At 41.3% G+C, this 19,011-nt stretch carries 20 protein-coding genes; 5 read left to right on the forward strand and 15 right to left on the reverse strand.

Annotation, left to right across the window (positions count from 1 at the left end):
• Positions 1-271: 271 nt before the first annotated feature.
• The gene (mscL, locus tag BSO02S_RS16010; protein ID WP_066069423.1) at positions 272-661 is read left to right on the forward strand and encodes a large-conductance mechanosensitive channel protein MscL; all 390 of its coding nucleotides are present in this window, start codon (positions 272-274) and stop codon (positions 659-661) included.
• Between the two features lie 48 nt (positions 662-709).
• Positions 710-1,345, forward strand: a complete 636-nt coding sequence (locus tag BSO02S_RS16015; protein WP_066069426.1) for a Bax inhibitor-1/YccA family protein — start codon at positions 710-712, stop codon at positions 1,343-1,345.
• Positions 1,346-1,386: 41 nt separating this feature from the next.
• On the opposite strand, the gene BSO02S_RS16020 is transcribed toward BSO02S_RS16015, so the two are convergent.
• The 12 genes from BSO02S_RS16020 to safA form a co-directional block, all read right to left on the reverse strand.
• Positions 1,387-3,126 carry an aromatic amino acid hydroxylase gene (locus BSO02S_RS16020; RefSeq protein WP_066069429.1) on the reverse strand — a complete coding sequence of 580 codons (1,740 nt, stop codon included), beginning with the start codon at positions 3,124-3,126 and terminating at the stop codon, positions 1,387-1,389.
• A 50-nt stretch (positions 3,127-3,176) separates the two neighbouring features.
• Positions 3,177-3,713: an RNA polymerase sigma factor gene (locus BSO02S_RS16025; RefSeq protein WP_066069432.1), complete on the reverse strand. Its 537-nt coding sequence runs from the start codon at positions 3,711-3,713 to the stop codon at positions 3,177-3,179.
• A 76-nt stretch (positions 3,714-3,789) separates the two neighbouring features.
• Entirely contained in the window at positions 3,790-5,124 is a 1,335-nt protein-coding gene (locus BSO02S_RS16030; RefSeq protein WP_066069435.1) for a polysaccharide biosynthesis protein, read from the reverse strand.
• 111 nt (positions 5,125-5,235) lie between these two features.
• A complete protein-coding gene (locus tag BSO02S_RS16035; RefSeq protein ID WP_066069438.1) occupies positions 5,236-7,002 on the reverse strand; it encodes an FTR1 family iron permease in 1,767 nt (588 codons plus the stop codon).
• Positions 7,003-7,031: 29 nt separating this feature from the next.
• The gene (gene efeB, locus BSO02S_RS16040; protein ID WP_066069441.1) at positions 7,032-8,321 is read right to left on the reverse strand and encodes an iron uptake transporter deferrochelatase/peroxidase subunit; all 1,290 of its coding nucleotides are present in this window, start codon (positions 8,319-8,321) and stop codon (positions 7,032-7,034) included.
• Positions 8,322-9,170 carry an iron uptake system protein EfeO gene (gene efeO, locus BSO02S_RS16045; RefSeq protein WP_066069444.1) on the reverse strand — a complete coding sequence of 283 codons (849 nt, stop codon included), beginning with the start codon at positions 9,168-9,170 and terminating at the stop codon, positions 8,322-8,324. It abuts the gene before it with no gap.
• A gap of 137 nt (positions 9,171-9,307) precedes the next feature.
• Positions 9,308-9,940, reverse strand: a complete 633-nt coding sequence (locus BSO02S_RS16050; RefSeq protein ID WP_066069447.1) for a response regulator transcription factor — start codon at positions 9,938-9,940, stop codon at positions 9,308-9,310.
• Positions 9,933-10,988, reverse strand: a complete 1,056-nt coding sequence (locus BSO02S_RS16055; RefSeq protein WP_066069450.1) for a sensor histidine kinase — start codon at positions 10,986-10,988, stop codon at positions 9,933-9,935. The genes BSO02S_RS16050 and BSO02S_RS16055 overlap by 8 nt, the downstream gene beginning before the upstream one ends.
• Positions 10,985-11,719, reverse strand: a complete 735-nt coding sequence (gene liaF, locus BSO02S_RS16060; RefSeq protein ID WP_066069452.1) for a cell wall-active antibiotics response protein LiaF — start codon at positions 11,717-11,719, stop codon at positions 10,985-10,987. The genes BSO02S_RS16055 and liaF overlap by 4 nt, the downstream gene beginning before the upstream one ends.
• A 102-nt stretch (positions 11,720-11,821) precedes the next feature.
• Positions 11,822-12,466 carry a PspA/IM30 family protein gene (locus tag BSO02S_RS16065; RefSeq protein ID WP_066069456.1) on the reverse strand — a complete coding sequence of 215 codons (645 nt, stop codon included), beginning with the start codon at positions 12,464-12,466 and terminating at the stop codon, positions 11,822-11,824.
• A 20-nt stretch (positions 12,467-12,486) separates the two neighbouring features.
• Positions 12,487-12,834 (reverse strand): lmo0954 family membrane protein, encoded by a 348-nt coding sequence (locus BSO02S_RS16070; RefSeq protein WP_066069459.1) that lies wholly within the window; start codon positions 12,832-12,834, stop codon positions 12,487-12,489.
• Between the two features lie 151 nt (positions 12,835-12,985).
• On the reverse strand, positions 12,986-13,600 hold the full coding sequence (gene safA, locus BSO02S_RS16075; protein WP_066069461.1) for a SafA/ExsA family spore coat assembly protein: 615 nt from the start codon (positions 13,598-13,600) through the stop codon (positions 12,986-12,988).
• A 116-nt stretch (positions 13,601-13,716) separates the two neighbouring features.
• Between safA and BSO02S_RS16080 the strand changes: the two genes are divergently transcribed.
• From BSO02S_RS16080 to BSO02S_RS16085, 3 genes are all read left to right on the forward strand, one after another.
• Positions 13,717-14,091, forward strand: a complete 375-nt coding sequence (locus BSO02S_RS16080; RefSeq protein WP_096190894.1) for a DUF1360 domain-containing protein — start codon at positions 13,717-13,719, stop codon at positions 14,089-14,091.
• A gap of 103 nt (positions 14,092-14,194) precedes the next feature.
• Positions 14,195-14,347: a hypothetical protein gene (locus tag BSO02S_RS27550; protein ID WP_169802758.1), complete on the forward strand. Its 153-nt coding sequence runs from the start codon at positions 14,195-14,197 to the stop codon at positions 14,345-14,347.
• A 101-nt stretch (positions 14,348-14,448) separates the two neighbouring features.
• Positions 14,449-15,975, forward strand: a complete 1,527-nt coding sequence (locus tag BSO02S_RS16085; RefSeq protein WP_066069465.1) for an FAD-dependent oxidoreductase — start codon at positions 14,449-14,451, stop codon at positions 15,973-15,975.
• A gap of 53 nt (positions 15,976-16,028) precedes the next feature.
• Here BSO02S_RS16085 and ypzF read toward each other — a convergent pair whose 3' ends face one another.
• The 3 genes from ypzF to BSO02S_RS16095 all read right to left on the reverse strand — a co-directional run bounded on the left by ypzF (position 16,029) and on the right by BSO02S_RS16095 (position 18,933).
• On the reverse strand, positions 16,029-16,172 hold the full coding sequence (gene ypzF, locus BSO02S_RS28305) for a protein YpzF (RefSeq protein WP_501193486.1): 144 nt from the start codon (positions 16,170-16,172) through the stop codon (positions 16,029-16,031).
• A 47-nt stretch (positions 16,173-16,219) separates the two neighbouring features.
• The gene (locus BSO02S_RS16090) at positions 16,220-17,689 is read right to left on the reverse strand and encodes an amidase family protein (protein WP_066069473.1); all 1,470 of its coding nucleotides are present in this window, start codon (positions 17,687-17,689) and stop codon (positions 16,220-16,222) included.
• Positions 17,690-17,787: 98 nt separating this feature from the next.
• Positions 17,788-18,933, reverse strand: coding sequence for a DEAD/DEAH box helicase (locus BSO02S_RS16095; protein WP_066069467.1), 1,146 nt, complete (start codon positions 18,931-18,933; stop codon positions 17,788-17,790).
• Positions 18,934-19,011 lie beyond the last annotated feature (78 nt).

Here is a 19,011-nt window from a genome sequence, read left to right on the forward strand (position 1 = left end):
CGGTTAGCGGCGTATGGACTGGAGCACTTTGACTGAGATAAAGGAAACACGGAGAGCGATAAGCGATCCGATGTTGACTTATCGTAGGGAAAAGGGCGAAGTCCACTAGCCGCTGGGCGCTGGAGCTAGACAACACTCTTACAGCCTATAAAAGAGCAGGTTCTTCCTGCTCTTTTTTCTATGTTGGAAAAACATAGCGATTGCAATTGTACTATGTTAAAGGATACAATGGATATTTAAGAAATAACCTAATCTTCCGGAGGTGCCATTCATGTGGAGTGAATTTAAACAGTTTGCCATGAAAGGCAACGTCATCGATTTAGCGGTCGGGGTCATTATCGGCGGTGCATTCGGCAAAATCGTTTCTTCCCTCGTCGCCGATGTTATTATGCCATTGATTGCGCTTATTATCGGGGTAACCGATTTTAGTAAACTTGCTTATGGGACATTAAAATATGGTCAATTTATTCAAACCGTTGTGGATTTCTTTATTATCTCTTTTTCAATTTTCCTCTTTATAAAGCTTCTTAACCGTTTTAAAAAGAAAGAGGAGCTAGCCCCTGTGGTTGCGAAAGTAGATCGTTCAGAGGAGCTTTTAGCTGAAATCCGCGATTTATTAAAAGAAGATAAAGAAATTTCAAGAAAAAATGAAACATCTTGACCACTTCCTCGTATATTCTAATAACAAATTAATTTTGAGGTGAAAAAATTGTATACACAAACATCTACTGAATTTTTGCCATCGGTCTTACGAACGTTTGCCCTGTCGCTTGCGATTGCCTTCCTTGGCACAATGGCAGGTGTATTTGTACCACCAAGTTTATTTATGCCATTAGCGATTCTAGAATTTGTCATGCTGTTAGTAGCTTTCTTCTTTAGAAAGAAAAAGGCAATTTCATATTCATTCCTTTACATTTTCACGTTTATATCAGGGGTTACCTTGTATCCGATTGTATCCTATTACTTAGCTACTGTAGGCGCAAACGTAGTTGTCATGGCCTTTGCCAGTACGACTGTTGTTTTTACGGGGGTTGCCATTTACGCAACAAAATCAAAACATAACTTTTCCTTTTTAGGTGGATTCCTGCTTGCTGCCTTGCTAGCTTTAGTAGCGATATCGATTTTTAATATCTTCTTCCCATTAGGCTCAACAGGCATGCTCGCTTACTCATTTATTGGTGTGTTAGTTTTTAGCGGCTATGTTCTCTTTGATTTTAGCCGAATGAAGCATTACGGTGTAAGAGCAGAAGATGTCCCCTTGATGGCCTTAAACTTATACTTGGATTTTATTAACCTATTCATCAGCATCCTTCGTATTTTAGGGATTGTTTCCAGCAAAGACTAATAAAACAAAAGGAGCTTGGATGATTCCAAGCTCCTTTTGTTTTAGCTATTATTTATTAAAGTTAGTCCGCGTTGAATCATTTGTTTAACGGAAGGACCCCAGTCAGTGGTTTTCAGCATCTTTACTAAACTAGTGACATTGGGATGACTTTCATTGTGCATTTTATAAAGTTCTAGGATTTCAAGGCGCAGTAACCACTCATTTGGATAGCTTTCATTCAAAATCCTTAAAACCTCGTTCACATGGAATAAACCCTGCTCATTCCATTCGGCACCCTCACGGATAGTGCGGATTTCTTTATATAAATTTTCTAATTCATTCAAACTCTGCTGCTCCACTATTTCCCAGCTATCATCTTTTACTGGCCAATTGAAATAAGTATCTGGGTCGGCTGCGCCGGCAAATACGGAAGTAATGGCAGCACCAACGGCCATATCAAACGTTCCCCATGCTGGTTCAAAAAGGACCTGCTCCTTATAGGTCACTTGACAATCCTTAAAGGAGATTAAGATTGGTTTCCCATTTGATAATAAGATATCCTTCACGACCCCCGAGACGTTTACACCGCTTTTAAATTTCAGCACCGCTAAGCTTCCATTAATAATTCCTAAATCATTTAATTGCGCAAACGAGCAATTTTCTAAAACAACATTACCTTCTAAACGACCAATTGGTGTTCCAAAGCCTTTGCGATGTGTTTCAATGCCATGACCATTCAGTTGTTTATTATCAAGTGCTAACGCTGTTGGTCCTTTTGTACGGAAATAAACGGCCTCTCCATTCTCATCCTTCAAAATCGTCGCTACCGTGCCCGTTACTTGCAAGCCGGATGAAAAGACAAGCGTTGCGATGCTATCGGATAGTAAGGCTTTCTCGAGACTTTCCGTCCCACCCTTCCGGAATGCCATCGTTGCAGCAAATTGATCGACTGCCGACGCTAGTTCGGAAAAGTTCTTACATACAAATAATTGCGGCTGTGGTTTTGTGACATCATAGGCGGTTTTCACACATTCTTCAACGGTAAAGGGAATTTTTCGGACATCATCTGCTAAACAGCTTTTGCTCTCGCCTACCGACGAAAGCAAACCAGCCCCATAAATTTTAGGATTGCTTAGCTCGCCAACTAAGCCATATTCAACTGTCCACCAAAAAAGCCGCGAAACCTGGTCGGCTTCAGATAAACCTTGAACCTTCTTTCGTGCTTCAGCCACTTTCATTTCTGCTTCCTTCACTTGCTCTGGAGTCGATTTTGGGTCCTCTGCAACGATTGTTAAATGGCGGACCGCCATAAATACCTCCAGTTTCTCTTTACTAGAGAGAGCCTTGGATCCCATTTCACCGACCTTTCTTACAAATTCCCGGTATGATTCATCTAATAAAATCGGTGCATGTCCGGCCGCCTCATGAATCATATCTGGGGCCGGGGTGTAGGCAATATTTTGTACCTTTCTTAATTCCGTCGCAATTGGTAATAGCCTGTTTGCCAGAAATCCATAAAAGGCTGCCCCAGGAATTAACCCATCAATCGTCACGGCCCCCCAGCCTACTTTTGCAAGACTCGTATTCATATCATCTACCTTTGGGATGGATTCAGTTTTGATTCCTGAATCAATTAGGCCATTAACATAGGCTGGATGGGCGATTTCTTTTAGAAAATAATGATTTTGCCTCATCACAAAGCGCCACACCGCATGATCGATTGGTGTATAGCGTTGGTAATATTGTTTTGAAATAAATGGCTGTAGCTGTACCGGGACCTTTTTTGTTCCTTTTCCAGTCATTTAAAACCTTCCCCTTTTCAACGAATATTTTCAGACTAAGAATGGAGCCGTCAGGCAAGGGACCGCATTTTGGGACGAAGTCGTTCCTTCGCCCTTTTCATTCTGGTTTTCACTGTCGACATGGGCAGATTGGTTTTCTTCGCTATTTCGATTAGCGTTAAATCCTGATAGTAATAAAGATAGATAGGATTGCGATAGATTTCCGGTAATAGACTTACCTTTTCAGCCATTTGCTGGGCAGAGAACTTATGCAGGATTTCCTCCTCAGGTATCGAGGATGGTTCGAATGAGGCTGAGTAAGAATAAACCTCTTCTTTCCAAAAATGCTTTGACTTATTTTCTTTGCGCCAGTAATCACGGCATTTATTAATCGCAATCGTAAACAGCCAGCTTTTGTATTTCGATTGCTCCTTAATTGAAGGATATGCCAAATAGGCTGACAGTAATACCTCCTGATAAAGGTCCTCGGCAAGTTCTTTATGTTTTACTAATGTTAAAATATATTTAAAAATGGCTGTTCCATGTTCTTTTACTAATTCCTCAAAAGAGTGAGAAAATCCTTCAAGCATGTGATCCGTCCTTTCCATCCATAAAAATAACCTATATCCTATTAGACGGAAAAGGCCCCCACATCCCCTACACTTCCTGGTTGATTTTCAACGTTTATCTCCCAGTTTGTTTTTGAATGAGGCCTTTCATAAAAATGGATACGCCGATTTTCTTGCAGATGGTTAAATAATGCATGAGGGCTAGCAAAACCGAGCCTGTATTCATCCCAATAATCACGCCATTCATTTGCCATTCAGGCATAGAAGCAAGCCATAGAATGAGGCCGAACGATATGATAATCGACCAAACAATATGAAAGAAAGCTTCTTTTAACAAATCGAGGCCAATCAGAAAGGCCTGCATCGGCATAATAAAAAAGTGAAATAAGAAAAAAGGCCAAAGCAATTGTAAATAAAGGGCAGGTGTTTCAGATTTGAAAAATAGCGACGTTAATTGTGGTGCAAAGAAGTAGAAAATGGCCACTGCCGCGATTCCGTAAACAAAGGTGAGCATCATCACCTGTTGGAGCATCTTTTGCAGGCTCGGGAAATCCCGTTGTGAGTGCATCTTGGACACGGCCGGGATGAGAACAACCATTAAAGAATGGGCTATAAAGGCTGGAAAAAAACCTATCGAAATCGCCACGCCCATCAGCATTCCAAAATGCTCTGTTGCCAGTGTAGCTGTCATTCCGGATCGGACCAATGCCGCCTTAATTATGAAGGGCTGAATCGCATTGGTGAAGGCTGAAAATAAGCGTAAGCCTGTCGTTGGTATGGATACAGCCATTAAATTTTTCCGTACCACCTTGCGATTCATATTAGAAAAAGGCTGTCGTTTCAATTGTTGAAATTGGATAATAAACATATAAATCAAATATAGGAATACAATAATTTCGCTGCCAATCAGCGTGCCAATTGCGATTAATAAAGCTTTTTCAGCGTCAAAGGCAATGAAACGAAATAGACCAAACAAAACCCCTAATTGAATGGTTTTTCTTAAAAAATTGGAGACCGCTATTTTCCCCATCTGCTGTCTTCCCATAAAATATCCCCTGGCAACAGAGGTGAAGGAAATAATCGGAATTAAGATCAATACGAGCCATCTTACATAGGGATGATACCCGTTAAATACGGGGATAAACGGGATGATTGCAGTGGCTAATAACAATAGGACCGCTGTGAAAACAATCGTAATCGTAATCGCATGATAAAGAATATTTCGGTGGTAGCGGTCTTCTTTCTCTGCAATGAATTTTGAAATCGATACTGGCAGTTCGAAGCTGGACAGTAAGACAATTAAAAAAATCGATGGCAAAATCGACATATAAAGCCCTAACCCGTGTGACCCCAACTCCCTTGCTAGGATCATATTCACCAGGATTTCAATCCCTTCCCCTAAAAAGGCCGCAGCTGCTAAAAAGATTATCCCCTTGTAGTAAATTGCCAACTTTCTTACTCCCCTTCATATCAAACTCACTTTTATAAACTTATGAGACAAGTTCTTCGAATAGTAGGGGAATTTTCCAAACCACTAAAAAAAGGGCCCAATTGGCCCATTTTAAACATTAGTAGGAATAATCTGTTTACCATCATTTTTTCTAACCACAACGGTAAGGGTAATAATCACAAGTAGTAACAGTAATTGGGTTAAAGTTGTTTCCCATGTTGGATACAGCCCGAGCCAATCAATGAATGGCAATCTTTCAACCGTGGTCGTTGAAACCACTTTAGAAACCTGCAAGGCATGAATACTGATGCCCAGAATTTTAAAGGCCAAAAAGTAAATTAATAGTGTTGCCGCACTAAAGAATAGGCGGATTGGAATTTTTACGCTGTATTTAATGATTGCGAAGCCAACAACGGTTAAAATGGCAAGCGCTAGAATAACTCCGGTTACGAGCTGCGCCAAGCTTATATAAGGAGTAATTCCCGCATAGAAAATAATCGTCTCTGCCCCTTCGCGGAAAACAGACAGGAAACTAATAAACGTAAATGAGAGAAGGCTTCCTTTCGCGATTGCTTGCTGCATTTGTTGATTAATATACTTATTCCAATTTCCTATACTCGACTTATTATGGAGCCATGCCCCAATAGTCAGCATCATGACAACGGCAACAACGCCGGTTATTCCTTCAATATATTCTCTGCTAGATGCGGCAACAATTTGTGAAAAAACGATGTTGATGATGATTGCTAGGACTGCACTGGCCAAAATACCAGCGATTACCCCGGACCAAATCCACTTTTGCTTGGAGGATTGCCCCATTTTTTTCAGGAAAGCAATGAGCGTTGCGACAATTAATAAGCACTCTAAACCCTCTCGTAATAAAATAAGAGCCGCATCCCAGAAAGAGTAATTGGTTTTGCTCATTAACGGGGCAAGCCGGTTGTTTAAATCCTTAACGATTTCTGAGGCTTTTTGGGCCTTCACATTTTCTGAATTTAAGATACTGATTGCGGTAGGAATCTTGGTTTCAATTTCACTATACAGCCCGCTGTCTCTAGTCTGAACATCTCCTTCCAGCATTGGCCAAATGGTCAGGATTTCGTTTAATTGTTTACTAGCACTCTGGTAATCATTTTGTGATATCTGCTTTTCCGCTTTACTTAATAAGGCGGATAAATCCGTCAGTGTATAGTTTCCTTCAAGCTGCTTTGAAACCTTTCCCGCTAAAAAGCTTTCCACTACATTTGTTAATTGTTCTAAATTTTGCCCTGCCTTTTCCAAATCAGCAGGTTCCTGTGTGAGTGCGATTCGAATGAGGGCCATGTACTTTTCAATGTTCCCATATGTCGCAATACTTTCATCATGGACTGCTTTTTCAGAGGCAGTCCACTGGTTCAATAATTTTTGGTATTGAATTTTTAAACCAGCACCTTCTTGTTTTTCGATCGCAGCTTCCAAATTGATTATGAGTGGAAGTATCTGCTTTACCTGTTCACGTCCTTTTTCCTTATCTTGAGGATTTTGTTCCTCCTCATACATAACCACCGCACTTGAAAGGGAGGATAGGCTATTTGAAAGTTCCTCTTTTTCTACTTTCTTTTTGGCTAGTAATCTTTGAACCTTTTTAAATTCCTGATCGACCTTTTTTGCCTGTTTGCTATCCGCTTTCCTTAAGGTTTTCCATTCATTTGCAAACTGCTCCATATTTTTTGCAACGACCTCTTGCTCGCCAGCTTTTGCTTTCATTAAACTATCACCAATAAGCACAAATAGTTCATCATGGTTTTCCTCAGCTGCCACCGGTTGGGTTGTTTGTAAAAGAACAAAAAATGCGGTTAGTAATAATAAAGGCTTAAATATGGTAGTTAATCGCTGCATCCATCTCTCTCCTCTGTAAAGGGAAAACACTAGTTAAAAAGTGTTTCTCCTATAAAACCACCCTGTTTTGTCCCTGGTAAACAAGCAAAAATGGCACTTCCCCGGTGGATTGTATATTCATTTAATTTATCCATTTTTGCTAATCTATTTTGGATTGGGATAAATTGTTTACTTGGTGTCCGCTGAAAACATTTGAATAGCAGGCCGGCATCAAAGCTGCCTGTTTTCACGTCCATTCCATTTGAATAGGAATAGGCTCTGCGCAGAATCTGCTGTGATCCGTCTCCATGTGATAATCGAACATGAGAGTTTGCAGGGATATAATCTTCCCCATTCTCTTTTTTATGATTAAAATCAAGCTTGTCAAATTCATCCTTTTGTCCTAATGGTGCCCCACTATCACGAGACCGTCCAAAGGTGTTTTCCTGTTCTCTTAGGTTTGTTCGATCCCAAACCTCGATAAACATTTGAATCCGGCGGACGACGAGGTAGCTCCCATTTACGAGCCAGTTAGGACCATCCCCTGGCTGAACCCATACATGCTGGTTCATTTGTTTTTCACTGTTTACATCCGGGCCTACGGTTCCATCTTTAAAGCCGAAGAGATTCCTTGGTGTTTCATTTTTCGGATCTGCCTGCTTGGTTCGCTGAAAACCTGTTTGTGCCCAGCGTAATGTCGCTTTCCCTCTAGCGATTCGAATGAGGTTTCTAACTGCGTGGAAAGCCACCTGCAAATCATCGGCACAAGCTTGGATACAAAGATCTCCGCCCGTCCAATCCTCTTCTAAGGCATCAAGCGGAAACTTCGGAAGGTCTGCCAATTCTTTCGGCTTCTTGTGTTTTAAACCAAAGCGGTCTTGATTGTCTTTAATAAAAAGGCTAGGTCCGACGCCAAAGGTAATCGTTAAGTTCGAAGCTGATAAGCCCGCCGCTTCTCCCGTATCCTTTGGGGGTAGAAATTCATTACCTGAAAGTTCTCCCATAGCCTTCCCCTTCGTCAACAATGCCGCCGCGTTTGTCCAGTTCTTGAACAGTTTTACCAAATCTTCTTTTTTTGAAGTTGAAACATCTAAGGAAACAAAATAAACATGATTTTGTGTTTTCGTGGTGATTCCACTTTGATGTTTCCCATAAAACGGCACGACTTCCCCGTTTGTTTCAGTGGTTGATGCCTTGCTTTCATTGATTGAAAGGATACCACCTAGTCCGGATGCGCCAAGGATGACTCCTACCCCGCCGATTCCAGCAGTTTTCAGGATATCTCGTCTTGAAAGCCTTTTTTCAATTAATGGATCTAAGCTGTTTGAATTGTTGGTCAATTAGGACGCCTCCGTAACGATTCCTATTTGAGATAGTGGCTCTGCTAGTGCATCGATTGCTTGACTGAGTTCCTTCACTTGCGCCTTTGTCAGTTCCGTATAGAGCTTATAGCCATCACCTTTTTTATGCTGGTTCAATAAGCCATAAACATCATCGAAGCGGGCTTGAATTTCTTTTGAAACCTGTTCATCTTTTTTCTTTAGGGCCGGGGTTAACAGCTGATAAATCTTTTCCGCCCCCTCAACGTTTGCCGCAAAGTCGTATAAATCGGTATGGGAGTAACGATCCTCTTCACCAGTAACCTTTGAAGTAGATACTTCATTTAAGAGGTCAACGGCTCCGGTAATTAACAGGTCCGGGGTCACTTCCACCGTATCTACCTTCGCACGTAATAGATTGACATCTTTCATCAGCTGCTCTGCAAATGTTTCATATCCTTTTGTTGTATTTTCAATCCATAATCCTTTTTCAATTCGATGATATCCGCCCCATTCCGCTTCCGAAACCTCCCCTTCGCGGGCATCAATTTTGGGATCCAGGTCCCCAAACACTTCAGCAATCGGTTCGGCACGCTCATAGTACATTCGCGCTGGTCCATAAAGCGCTTTCGCTTTATCTAATTCCCCATTTTTAACTGCCGTCGTAAACGCTTCCGTTGCCTTAACAAATTCTTCAATTTGGCCAATGGCATACTCGCGGTATTCTTTGGTTACTCCATCAAGGGCCATTGAGTGCGTATTTTTTGTTTCTTTATCCCCTTCTTGTTTAGATGTTTTATCCGTATTGGCACATCCAAATAGAAGACTGCTAGATAGCAATAGAATTCCTGAGACTTTTAGTAATTTCATATTTATGTAGTTCCCCCAATATCATTAGTAATGATAATCATTTTCACTTATATCATAACAGTAATTGAGAAGAATTTTCAATTACTTTTTATAAAAAAAAGAGACCTTCCAAAATTTGCATTGGAAGGCCCTCATATTTATTTAATTAACGAATGCTTAAACGCATAGATGACTGCTTGGGTCCGATCTTGGACGTTAAGTTTACTTAATATATTACTGACATGGGTTTTGACGGTTTTGAGCGCGATAAATAATTCATCGGCAATGTCCTGGTTCGCTTTACCTTCACTCATTAAGAGTAATATTTCAAGTTCACGAGTGGTGAGTTCTTCATGCGGAAGATGAGTATTCTTCTGGCGCATTTTCACCATCATTTTTCCAGTTACTTCCGGTTCAAGGACGGATTGGCCATGGTATGTAGCGCGGACGGCATTGGCAATTTCACCCGCTTTAGAGGTCTTCAGCATGTAGCTGGTTGCCCCGGCTTCAAGGGCAGGGTAGACCTTTTCATCGTCCAAAAAGCTCGTCACAATAATGACCTTTGCTTCGGGCCATTGTTCAATGATCTGCTTTGTGGCTTCAATCCCATCCATCTCTTTCATGACTAAATCCATTAAAATAATATCGGGCCGAAGTTCAAGGACAAGTTCTACACCCTTCTTTCCATCTGACGCTTCCCCTACCACCTCAATATCTGGCTGCGCCGATAAATAAGAGGAAACCCCAATCCTTACCATTTCATGGTCATCAACAAAGACGACTCTAATCATTTGCACCACCCCCATTAATCATCACCGGAACCTTCACTTCGAGCCTTGTTCCTTTATTCTTCATACTAATGACCTTAAACGTACCGCCGACTTCAAGCGCCCGCTCATGCATATTTTGCATGCCGTAGGAACCTGCCTTCATCTCGTTCACTTCGAAACCGACTCCGTCATCGACAATCCTAAGAATGACAAGGTCATCCCGTTTCACCATCAGAACCTCAAGTTTATTCGCTTTCGCATGTCTTAGGGTGTTCGACACAGACTCCTGAAGGATACGGAATAGATGATCCTCCACTCCTTTATCCATCGGAAAAGCTTCCGTCTTCCATTTTATATCCATCTCTACCTTTTGAGATAATTCGATTAATAGCTCTTCAATTCCTTCCTGAAGCGTCTTATTCTTTAAGGCTACAGGCCGCAAATGTAAAAGCAGTGCGCGCATTTCAAGCTGTGATTGGTGAATCATCTCTTCGACTAGTTTTAATTGTTTAGCTTCGCGATCATTATCCACGTCTGACTGTTGCTTTGTTTCATTGATTGCCGACATCATCATTGAAGCAGCAAATAATTGTTGACTGACAGAATCATGCAATTCACGGGCAAGCCGGTTCCGTTCCTGCTCAATAATTTCCTGAATTCTTTCTTCCTGGTCTTCTACTTTTTCTGTTGCTAAGCGCTGCGAAAGCTTGGCTTGCTCAGACATTTGTTTGCCAATTTTCTCAATCCTTCCAGCAATCGTTTGCATTTCTAAGATGGCAGGTTTCTCCTTCATCTCTGTCTGTTTCCCTTCCTCCAATAGATGCAGGGAGTGTTCAATCGCAAGAAACTGCTTACGCCAAAAAAGACCTGATGCCCCGCCTAACAAAATTCCGGCTGCAATGCTAAATGCCGGAACGAAAATCACATAGGGAATATCCATGAAATGTTGATCCCATAATTCCGACCAGCTGCTTAATGGGAATACCCAGATAGAAATCGCCGCTACAATAATTGCTATCAGAAAAGAAAAGCCGACACTCCAGACAATATGGCGCTGGGTTGTACTCATATCCGGCTCACCTCTAAATTCCCGACGATGAGCGAAGTAAGAATTTTTACTTTGTGTGCGGACTTTTCATAACCTGCCGTCTTCAAATGGAACACCTGATTAAAAAGCTTTGATTCATGATTGCCAAACACCGTGGTCGATCCTACACCACAAGAATGGTGGATACTAACATCGATCTCATAAGGAACGAGAATTTGTATATTTCCAATCAAATTACGAATGAAAATCACAGCTTCTCCATCTGGCAGCATCGTATAACTGAGATCGATGACAGTATCGCCAATGCCGGACTGGATGTTTACATCATTCCATTCATAAACACCAATCGGAGTTTTTTGCTGACCAAAGAAGATATTATCAAACAGCGGCTTCGATTTAATTATGGTCTCTTCCTGCTGTATTGGTTCGGGTGTGTTGATTTTCGGTGAAATCTTAGTGGGTTGCTTTTTAGAATTTAAAAATTGAATAAAAAAGTGCAGTAAAATAGCTAACAATAAAAATTTGAAGGTCATCATATTGACGATACTAAGGACAAAGAAGATGATCCCACCAATAAAAAGGATTTTCCCAAGCTTTTTCCCGGCCCTTTTGCGGCCTAAATAAATCATCCCGCCAGCGATAAAAAGAGAGAATATAAGCCCACTGTTGAAAAATAATAATTCCAAAAGGAGAATGACCACACCGATTACGACCAGCCAGCCTATATAATCATTTTTTGCATTTTTAAACATCGGGCCAGCCCTCCTTTTTATATCTGGTTAACTCATGTATGGTTGATTTCTATAGCCAAAAGGCGTAGAAACCTACGCCTTTATAGAATACCATATTTGATATTAAATGGACTTGCTTTCTTCCAATTTCACTTCTTTTTCTAATTGGGCAATCTTTGCATCAATGGTATTTCGATAAAAGGAGCTGTTCACTTGATGCTCTAAGCGGTCCAAATAGTTTTCAATGTCCTTAAACTTGGAGTAAGATTTATCTGAGTAAGTACTTGAATCAAGCACTTGGTTGATGCGAAGATTGGCACGTGTCACATTTTCCCGGCCCATTAAATCCATGCGTCTTAAGTGCATGTCTTTTAGCTTGTGCTTCATTTCCTCATATTTTCTTTCTAAGTCCCCAAGCTGACTGTTTACTTGTTCCAGTGAGGCACTTAGGCGGCTGGCACGGTCTGCATATTGCTGATGCTCGGCTGCCGCAAATTGATATAGCTCAGTTTCCCCTGCTTTAGAAGCAATTTCCGCTTGATACTTCCTTTTTTCGGCTAATTCAACTGCCTGATGAGATTCTCTTGTAAATTCATCCTTCAGTGTGTATTGACGTTCTAACAGCTTTCTTACCTTTTCTGTTTCCAACTCACATTGGCGAAGATATTGATTGAGCAAGGCAATCGGATCTTGTTTTTCTTTCTTATCAAGTGCCTCGTGTAAATCCGCGGTAATTGTGTTTTTAATTCTAGCAAATAAGTTTGTCATGTTTATTCTCTCCCTTTATTTTAATAATTTTTTAAGTCATTCCACTGTTTTTCAAAATTGACGAAGGGGTCAGCATCTTCCTTTACAGCAGTGCGTTTGTTTTTGTTCCAATTTTTATAAACAAGGTAAAGCACGTAGGCTGCTGCGACGCCAATGATGGCTGGTGCATTGTGGATTGAGGCCATTAGGACGATGAATCCAATGATCCCAAGACCAATTTTTCCTCCAGTAGATTCAGCTTTTAAAAACTGTTTGAATATGAAATACAGGACCACCAAGCTAACGAGTAACCCTACCATTGGACCGATTGTTGACAGCAAGATGATTGCGGCAATTCCACCTGCTAAAAGTAAACCGAATTTTTTCATTTTGTTTCTCTCCTTTCTTTATCTTGATTTCATCTTACCTTTTTTCTTTTGTTTTCATAATTGCGCTTGAGCTTGATTTTTATATCGGTCCTAAGACGTAGAAAGGGTCAGCCCCTTAAGCTTTCGCTTTAAGAACCTGACCCACTACAATTCATTTAGAAATAAACATCTGTACCCAGTAGTATCTTTGTGAGCCGCCCTTTGCATAGCCAACGCCAATATAGGTGGACTGGCTACTTAAAATATTGGCCCTGTGGCCTGAGCTGTTCATCCAGGATTGGACCACAGATGCGGGTGTTGTTTGTCCTGCAGCAATGTTTTCGGCAGCCGAACGATATGTAATCCCAAAATTTTTCATCATATCAAAGGGACTGCCGTAAGTTGGGCTTGTATGGCTGAAGTAATTTTTATCGCGCATGTCATTTGCTTTATAACGAGCGACCCTTGAAAGCTCCCAATCTGGAGTAAGTGCCTTTAATCCATTTTTTGCACGTTCCTGATTAGTTAACTGCATCACCTGACTTTCAATACTCTTTATTGCGTCATAACTTGGAATGTTTACCTTCTCACCAGGGTAGATTAAATTTGGATTCTTAAATTGCGGGTTCGCCGAAATTATTTCAGAAATTCCTACCTGGTACCTGACGGCAATTTTCCAAAGCGTGTCCCCTGGCTGAACAGTGTAGATTTGCTGGGCAAATGAAACGTTTGGTATGCAAAAAAGAGATAGTAAGAACAGAAAACTAAACCAAAAAGATTTTTTCATTTTTTCGCCTCCTCCGAATATATAATTTTGATTTCAGGCTCAAAATATACAAGGAACTGAAAAAATAAGTTTGGTAGACGAAAAACCCAATGTGATTTTTTTTGGAGGATGAAAAAGTGAGGGACATTTCATGGATGACCTACATCATGTTAATTTTAGCAAGCTACCGATTAACTCATTTAATTGTTTTTGATAAAATTACCGAATTTATCCGCAAACCGTTTGTTAAAAAGGTACAGGTAGAAACGGATGCTGGTATCGAAACAAAAGAAGTCCCCACTTCGATGTTTGGTTATCTATTGAAGTGTTATTGGTGTGCCGGCATTTGGAGCGCGATATTATTAGGGGGCGTTTATCTGCTTTTCCCGCGTGTGACCTTCGTGTTCATATTGATTTTCTCAATTGCAGGAGGACAGTCGATTATTGAAACTTTTGTCGGCGTCAATATTAAAAAAGTTGATTATTACTCAGAACTGAAGAAAAAGGATTAGACCAAAAGCTGCAAATCATTGGAAGAATTGTTCCCCCTTCTGCATATAGTTTAGAAAAGCTTAGGACCTTTAGGCACTTAAGCATTAAAAAGGGGGATACAAAATGACGGCTATTTGGCTGGTCACAACGATTGGATTTGTCCTCTGTCTAGGATTTGTCGGTGGCACCATCTTTTATTTCTTAAGAGAGGCTCTAAATTCGGAGGACGCTTCTCGAATTGACCCTATAAATTCAGGAAAGGACCCTGAAAATTAGGGTTCTTTTCATTTCTTGATAATATTATTACCTTTCCCACATGTTTTTTTCATTTTAGGAAAAATTAAACAGGAGTTCATTTTAATGATGGAGGCCTGTATATGAGTTCTGAAAAAAACCAACAATTTCCGAAGACGTATTGGCGTGAAATAGAACTACCCACCTTTCAAAAACTAAACCAAGACATCTCAGTGGATGTCGCGATTGTTGGGGCAGGTATTACCGGCATTACCGCGGCTTATTTGCTTTCAAAGGAAGGGAAAAAGGTCGCCCTGATAGAAGCCGGCAGTGTCTTGAATGGGACAACCGGCCACACAACTGCAAAATTAACAGCCCAACATGGCTTAGTTTATGATGAATATTTGAATCATTTTGGAGAAGAAAAGGCCAGGCTCTATTTTGAATCACATATGAATGCCATTCGATTCGTTGAAGGTATGGTCAAAGAGCATGGGATTGATTGCGATTTTAGCAAAGAAGATGCCTATATGTATGCCACAACCGATGAGTACGTAGATAAGCTTAAAACGGAATGGGAAGCCTATACAAGCCTAGGCATCGATGGCGATTTAAAGGACATAATCCCATTTAATATCCCTGCAAAAGCGGCCCTAATGATGAAAAACCAGGCCCAATACCACCCACTTAAATTCTTAAGGGCTCTTTTGGATGAAGCGGTAAAAGCGGGTTGTTCTGTTTATGAAAATACAACAGCTGATGACATTGAAGATGATGATCTGCAGCCTAAGGTCGTTACTAAGGATGGAAAAAGAGTAACGTGCAATAATGTAATCATTGCCTCCCACTTTCCTTTTTACGATAAACTAGGGCTCTATTTTGCAAGAATGTATGCGGACAGATCTTATGCCATCGGTATTAAAACAGATAAAGACTATCCAGGCGGGATGTATATCAGCGCGGACAGCCCCACCCGTTCGATTCGGTATACACCACTTAATGGGGAAAAATTACTTATTATTGGCGGAGAAAATCATAAAACAGGGCAGGGAATCGACACGCTGAAGCATTATGAAGCACTTGAAGCGTTCGCTGAAGAGGTCTTTGGGATTAAGGGCTACGATTATCGCTGGTCTGCCCAGGATATGGTTACGTTAGATAAGCTGCCATATATCGGTCCGCTTACCTCTGAGCGGGAGCATATTTTGGTGGCTACCGGCTATAAAAAATGGGGGATGACAACGGGGATTGCAGCAGGTCATTTGTTGACCGATTATGTTATGGACCGGAATAATCCCTATAAGGAACTTTATTCACCATCAAGATTTAATGCCGATCCAGCTTTAAAAAGTATCGTAACAACCAATGCGGATGTTGCCAAGCACCTGCTTCGAGGAAAGCTTGAACTTGTCGAAAAGGATCCGGGTGAACTGCAAGAAGGCGAGGGCTCCGTCGTATTGCATAACGGAAAAAGGGCTGGCGCCTATAAAGACGAGAACGGTAAACTTTATATTGTTGATACAACTTGCACCCATCTTGGCTGTGAATGTGAGTGGAATCGCGCCGAAAAAACATGGGATTGTCCATGTCACGGCTCACGGTATTCCTATTCCGGCGATGTGATTGAGGGGCCGACAAGAAAAGCGCTGGAATTGCTTGAAGAAGGATGACCTATAAAAATCAACGCCCCCTGTATGACTTAAAGGCAGGAGGCGTTGTTTGTTTATTTGCTATTTGGACGGTTTCTCTTTAAATCTTCCCCGGTTGTAAATTCAACTAGTTCAGAGCTTGTTTTCATCGGCTTCTTAGTGTTGTTATTGCGCTGTGCATTGGCATTACCTAGCTTCGTTCTACCCACACCTACCATCTCCTTTTCAAGAAATTCATTGATAGTATCTGTGAAAACATTCGTAGTTATTCCCGCACTAAGATGGGCGCTGTGCGAAATCCTGTCATTTGCTCATAAGCATAGGCAGCTTCGATTAATAGCGGTTCACTAAAAGCAGTTCCCGCAAAGGTAATTCCCACAGGCTCCCCTGAAGATGTATAACCGGCCGGGACTGCAATGGATGGATAGCCTGCTTTGGCACTAATATGTGAGCCTTCATCGCTAGGGAAAACAATAACATCCAAGTCATATTTTTCTAAAACAAAATCAATGCCTTGCTGTGTTGCGTGGTAGTTGTCAAACTCCAATGCTTGAACATAAGCGGACTCGGTTAATGAACCGCTCGTCTCTTCTGATTCCAGCAAGACAGCCTGCCCATACTTAAGCATTTTTTCTTCATCCTTTTTATTAAATTCAATCAGGTCTGCTAAGGTCCTGACCTTGATTGATGGGTTCAGATTATTTAAATAGGCATTAAGGTCTGGTTTAAATTCATACGTTAACACATCATACTTCCACTCTGCCCGTGCTGATGGAATTTCTATGCCCTCGATAACTACCGCTCCTGAGGTTTTCAAAATTTCCCATGCCGCTGTCACCACTTCTTGCTTTTCTTTACTTAAATGCTCGAGGAATCCTACCGACGCAATTCCAACTCTCTTTCCTTTAAGTCCCTCCTTTAAAAGAAATTCTGTAAAATCAATGTCTTCGAGCTGGTTTGTTTTGGAAATTGGATCATCCTCATCTTTCCCACAAAGAGCATTTAAAAGGATTGCCGCATCCTCAACCGTTCTTGCCATCGGTCCAGCGGTATCCTGTGTATGGGCAATAGGAATAATTCCCCTCCGGCTGATAAGTCCAACCGTTGGTTTAATCCCGATTAGTGAATTTTGGACAGATGGATTTAAGATAGACCCTGATGTTTCGGTTCCAACAGCAGCCGCTGCAAAATTAGCTGCAACCGCGGCGCCCGAGCCTGAGCTAGAGCCACCTACATCATATTTCCCTGGACCATACGGGTTTAACACTTGACCGCCGCGTGAGCTATAACCGCTTTTCATCCCGATTGCCATGAAATTGGCCCACTCCGTCATATTTGTTTTTCCCAAAATGACCGCTCCTGCTTTACGTAATTTCTCTGCTACATATGAATCCTTAAGAGCTATCGAGTCCTTTAATGCCAAAGATCCAGCACTGGTATGCATTTTGTCATTGGTATCAATATTGTCTTTTATTAAAATAGGAATGCCGTGCAGCTGCCCGCGCGGACCTGATTCTTTCCGTTCCGCATCTAGCGCTTCGGCAATTTGCAAGGCATCAGGATTTACCTCAAGAATTGCGTGCAGGCCGTTATCGAAAACCGAAATTCTATGTAAATACATGAAGACTAGTTCTTTAGCAGTAAGCTCACCACTCGTCAGTTTTTCTTGGATCTGGGTAATCGTAGCTTCCTCGAGCCACTCATCAAGCCATTTGTTCAGTTTTGGATTTTCCATTATTCTTCCCTCCATTTCTTCATTTACTATTTCAAGAAACGAGTGGGAAATCCCTTTTCCATTGAAAAAGACAGTGGATTTTTCTCCACTGCCTGACATTAACGTCTTAGCTTTTGATCTCTTTGGCCATCTTCGGCAATCTGCCCTTTATAAAACACTCGTTTGTTGACCGGAACATTTAATTCACGGCAATACTGTTTCAATTCTCTTTCTTCCCTTTCGGTAACAAGCGAAATCACTATGCCATTGGCACCCATTCTTCCTGTTCTGCCTGTCCTGTGCACGTATTGTGTAATATCTTTCGGTGAGTCAATGTGAACGACGTGGGTAACCCCTTGGATATCTAGGCCTCTTGCCGCAACATCTGTCGCAATCAGCATATTCAATTTTCCATCACGAAAAGACTTCAATGCGGCTTGGCGCTCGAGCTTTTTCATGTCACTATGCAGGATTCCAATTGAGAGTTCTTTAAAGCGCAATTTTTCTTTAAAAACTTCAATCTCACCAATATCATTAATAAACGCAAGCGTCTTACTATTCTCAATGCGGGCAATTTTTTCAAGCAGCTTGATTTTATCTCGTGGTTCACACAGAAAGTAAATATGCTCCACTTCTCCAGAAGACGCGAGTTCATCTTTTTCAATTCTTAGGACTTCGGGCTCATTCGTCATTTCCCTTGCCAATTTTTCAGTCGCTGGTTTCATGGTTGCCGAAAACAAGAGAACTTGGCGGTCACTCATCGTTGATTTTACAATATGTTGGACGGTATTAAGATGCTCGCGAATGAGTAACTGATCTCCCTCATCAAGAACAACCAATTTCACTTCATGCATCTTTACCTTTTTCTGTTTTATTAGTTCCAGTAAACGTCCTGGTGTGGCAAAGATGACATGGGGGCGCTTTTTTAATTTTTCCAACTGCCGTTTCAAGTTGGCACCACCAATAATCGAAGTGCCTCTTATCCCGCTGCCTTCGGACCATTTTTGAAATTCTTGATACACCTGCATGACCAACTCTTGAGAAGAGGCCAGTACAACTGCTTGTAAAGAAGGGAGATTGGCATCGATTTTATTTAACAGTGGTAGCAAGTATGCGAGCGTCTTACCGGTCCCTGTCGGTGACTCAGCAATGATGTCACGTCCTTCCAGAATCATTGGAATGGCAGCTTCTTGAATGGAAGTCTGTTGTTGAAACCCGGACTTTTCCCACGCTTCCTGTAAAAAAGGCTTTAACGTATTTAACATATAGTACTCCTTTATTTTAAGATAAGAAAGTATAAATTTTTGACTTTGAGAAATGTCTAACTCCAGCGCCCTAGCGAC

The sequence above is a fragment of the Neobacillus soli NBRC 102451 genome (assembly GCF_001591665.1).
In the GTDB taxonomy this organism is placed as follows: domain Bacteria; phylum Bacillota; class Bacilli; order Bacillales; family Cytobacillaceae; genus Neobacillus; species Neobacillus soli.

What these genes read in the sequence shown, in the direction of transcription:
- mscL (WP_066069423.1), top strand. Translation starts at nt 272, where the DNA reads ATGTGGAGTGAATTTAAACAGTTTGCCATGAAAGGCAACGTCATCGAT.
- BSO02S_RS16020 (WP_066069429.1), bottom strand. Translation starts at nt 3,126, where the DNA reads ATGACTGGAAAAGGAACAAAAAAGGTCCCGGTACAGCTACAGCCATTT.
- BSO02S_RS16025 (WP_066069432.1), bottom strand. Translation starts at nt 3,713, where the DNA reads ATGGAAAGGACGGATCACATGCTTGAAGGATTTTCTCACTCTTTTGAG.
- BSO02S_RS16035 (WP_066069438.1), bottom strand. Translation starts at nt 7,002, where the DNA reads ATGCAGCGATTAACTACCATATTTAAGCCTTTATTATTACTAACCGCA.
- efeO (WP_066069444.1), bottom strand. Translation starts at nt 9,170, where the DNA reads ATGAAATTACTAAAAGTCTCAGGAATTCTATTGCTATCTAGCAGTCTT.
- BSO02S_RS16050 (WP_066069447.1), bottom strand. Translation starts at nt 9,940, where the DNA reads ATGATTAGAGTCGTCTTTGTTGATGACCATGAAATGGTAAGGATTGGG.
- BSO02S_RS16055 (WP_066069450.1), bottom strand. Translation starts at nt 10,988, where the DNA reads ATGAGTACAACCCAGCGCCATATTGTCTGGAGTGTCGGCTTTTCTTTT.
- liaF (WP_066069452.1), bottom strand. Translation starts at nt 11,719, where the DNA reads ATGTTTAAAAATGCAAAAAATGATTATATAGGCTGGCTGGTCGTAATC.
- BSO02S_RS16065 (WP_066069456.1), bottom strand. Translation starts at nt 12,466, where the DNA reads ATGACAAACTTATTTGCTAGAATTAAAAACACAATTACCGCGGATTTA.
- BSO02S_RS16070 (WP_066069459.1), bottom strand. Translation starts at nt 12,834, where the DNA reads ATGAAAAAATTCGGTTTACTTTTAGCAGGTGGAATTGCCGCAATCATC.
- safA (WP_066069461.1), bottom strand. Translation starts at nt 13,600, where the DNA reads ATGAAAAAATCTTTTTGGTTTAGTTTTCTGTTCTTACTATCTCTTTTT.
- BSO02S_RS27550 (WP_169802758.1), top strand. Translation starts at nt 14,195, where the DNA reads ATGACGGCTATTTGGCTGGTCACAACGATTGGATTTGTCCTCTGTCTA.
- BSO02S_RS16085 (WP_066069465.1), top strand. Translation starts at nt 14,449, where the DNA reads ATGAGTTCTGAAAAAAACCAACAATTTCCGAAGACGTATTGGCGTGAA.
- ypzF (WP_501193486.1), bottom strand. Translation starts at nt 16,172, where the DNA reads ATGGTAGGTGTGGGTAGAACGAAGCTAGGTAATGCCAATGCACAGCGC.
- BSO02S_RS16090 (WP_066069473.1), bottom strand. Translation starts at nt 17,689, where the DNA reads ATGGAAAATCCAAAACTGAACAAATGGCTTGATGAGTGGCTCGAGGAA.
- BSO02S_RS16095 (WP_066069467.1), bottom strand. Translation starts at nt 18,933, where the DNA reads ATGTTAAATACGTTAAAGCCTTTTTTACAGGAAGCGTGGGAAAAGTCC.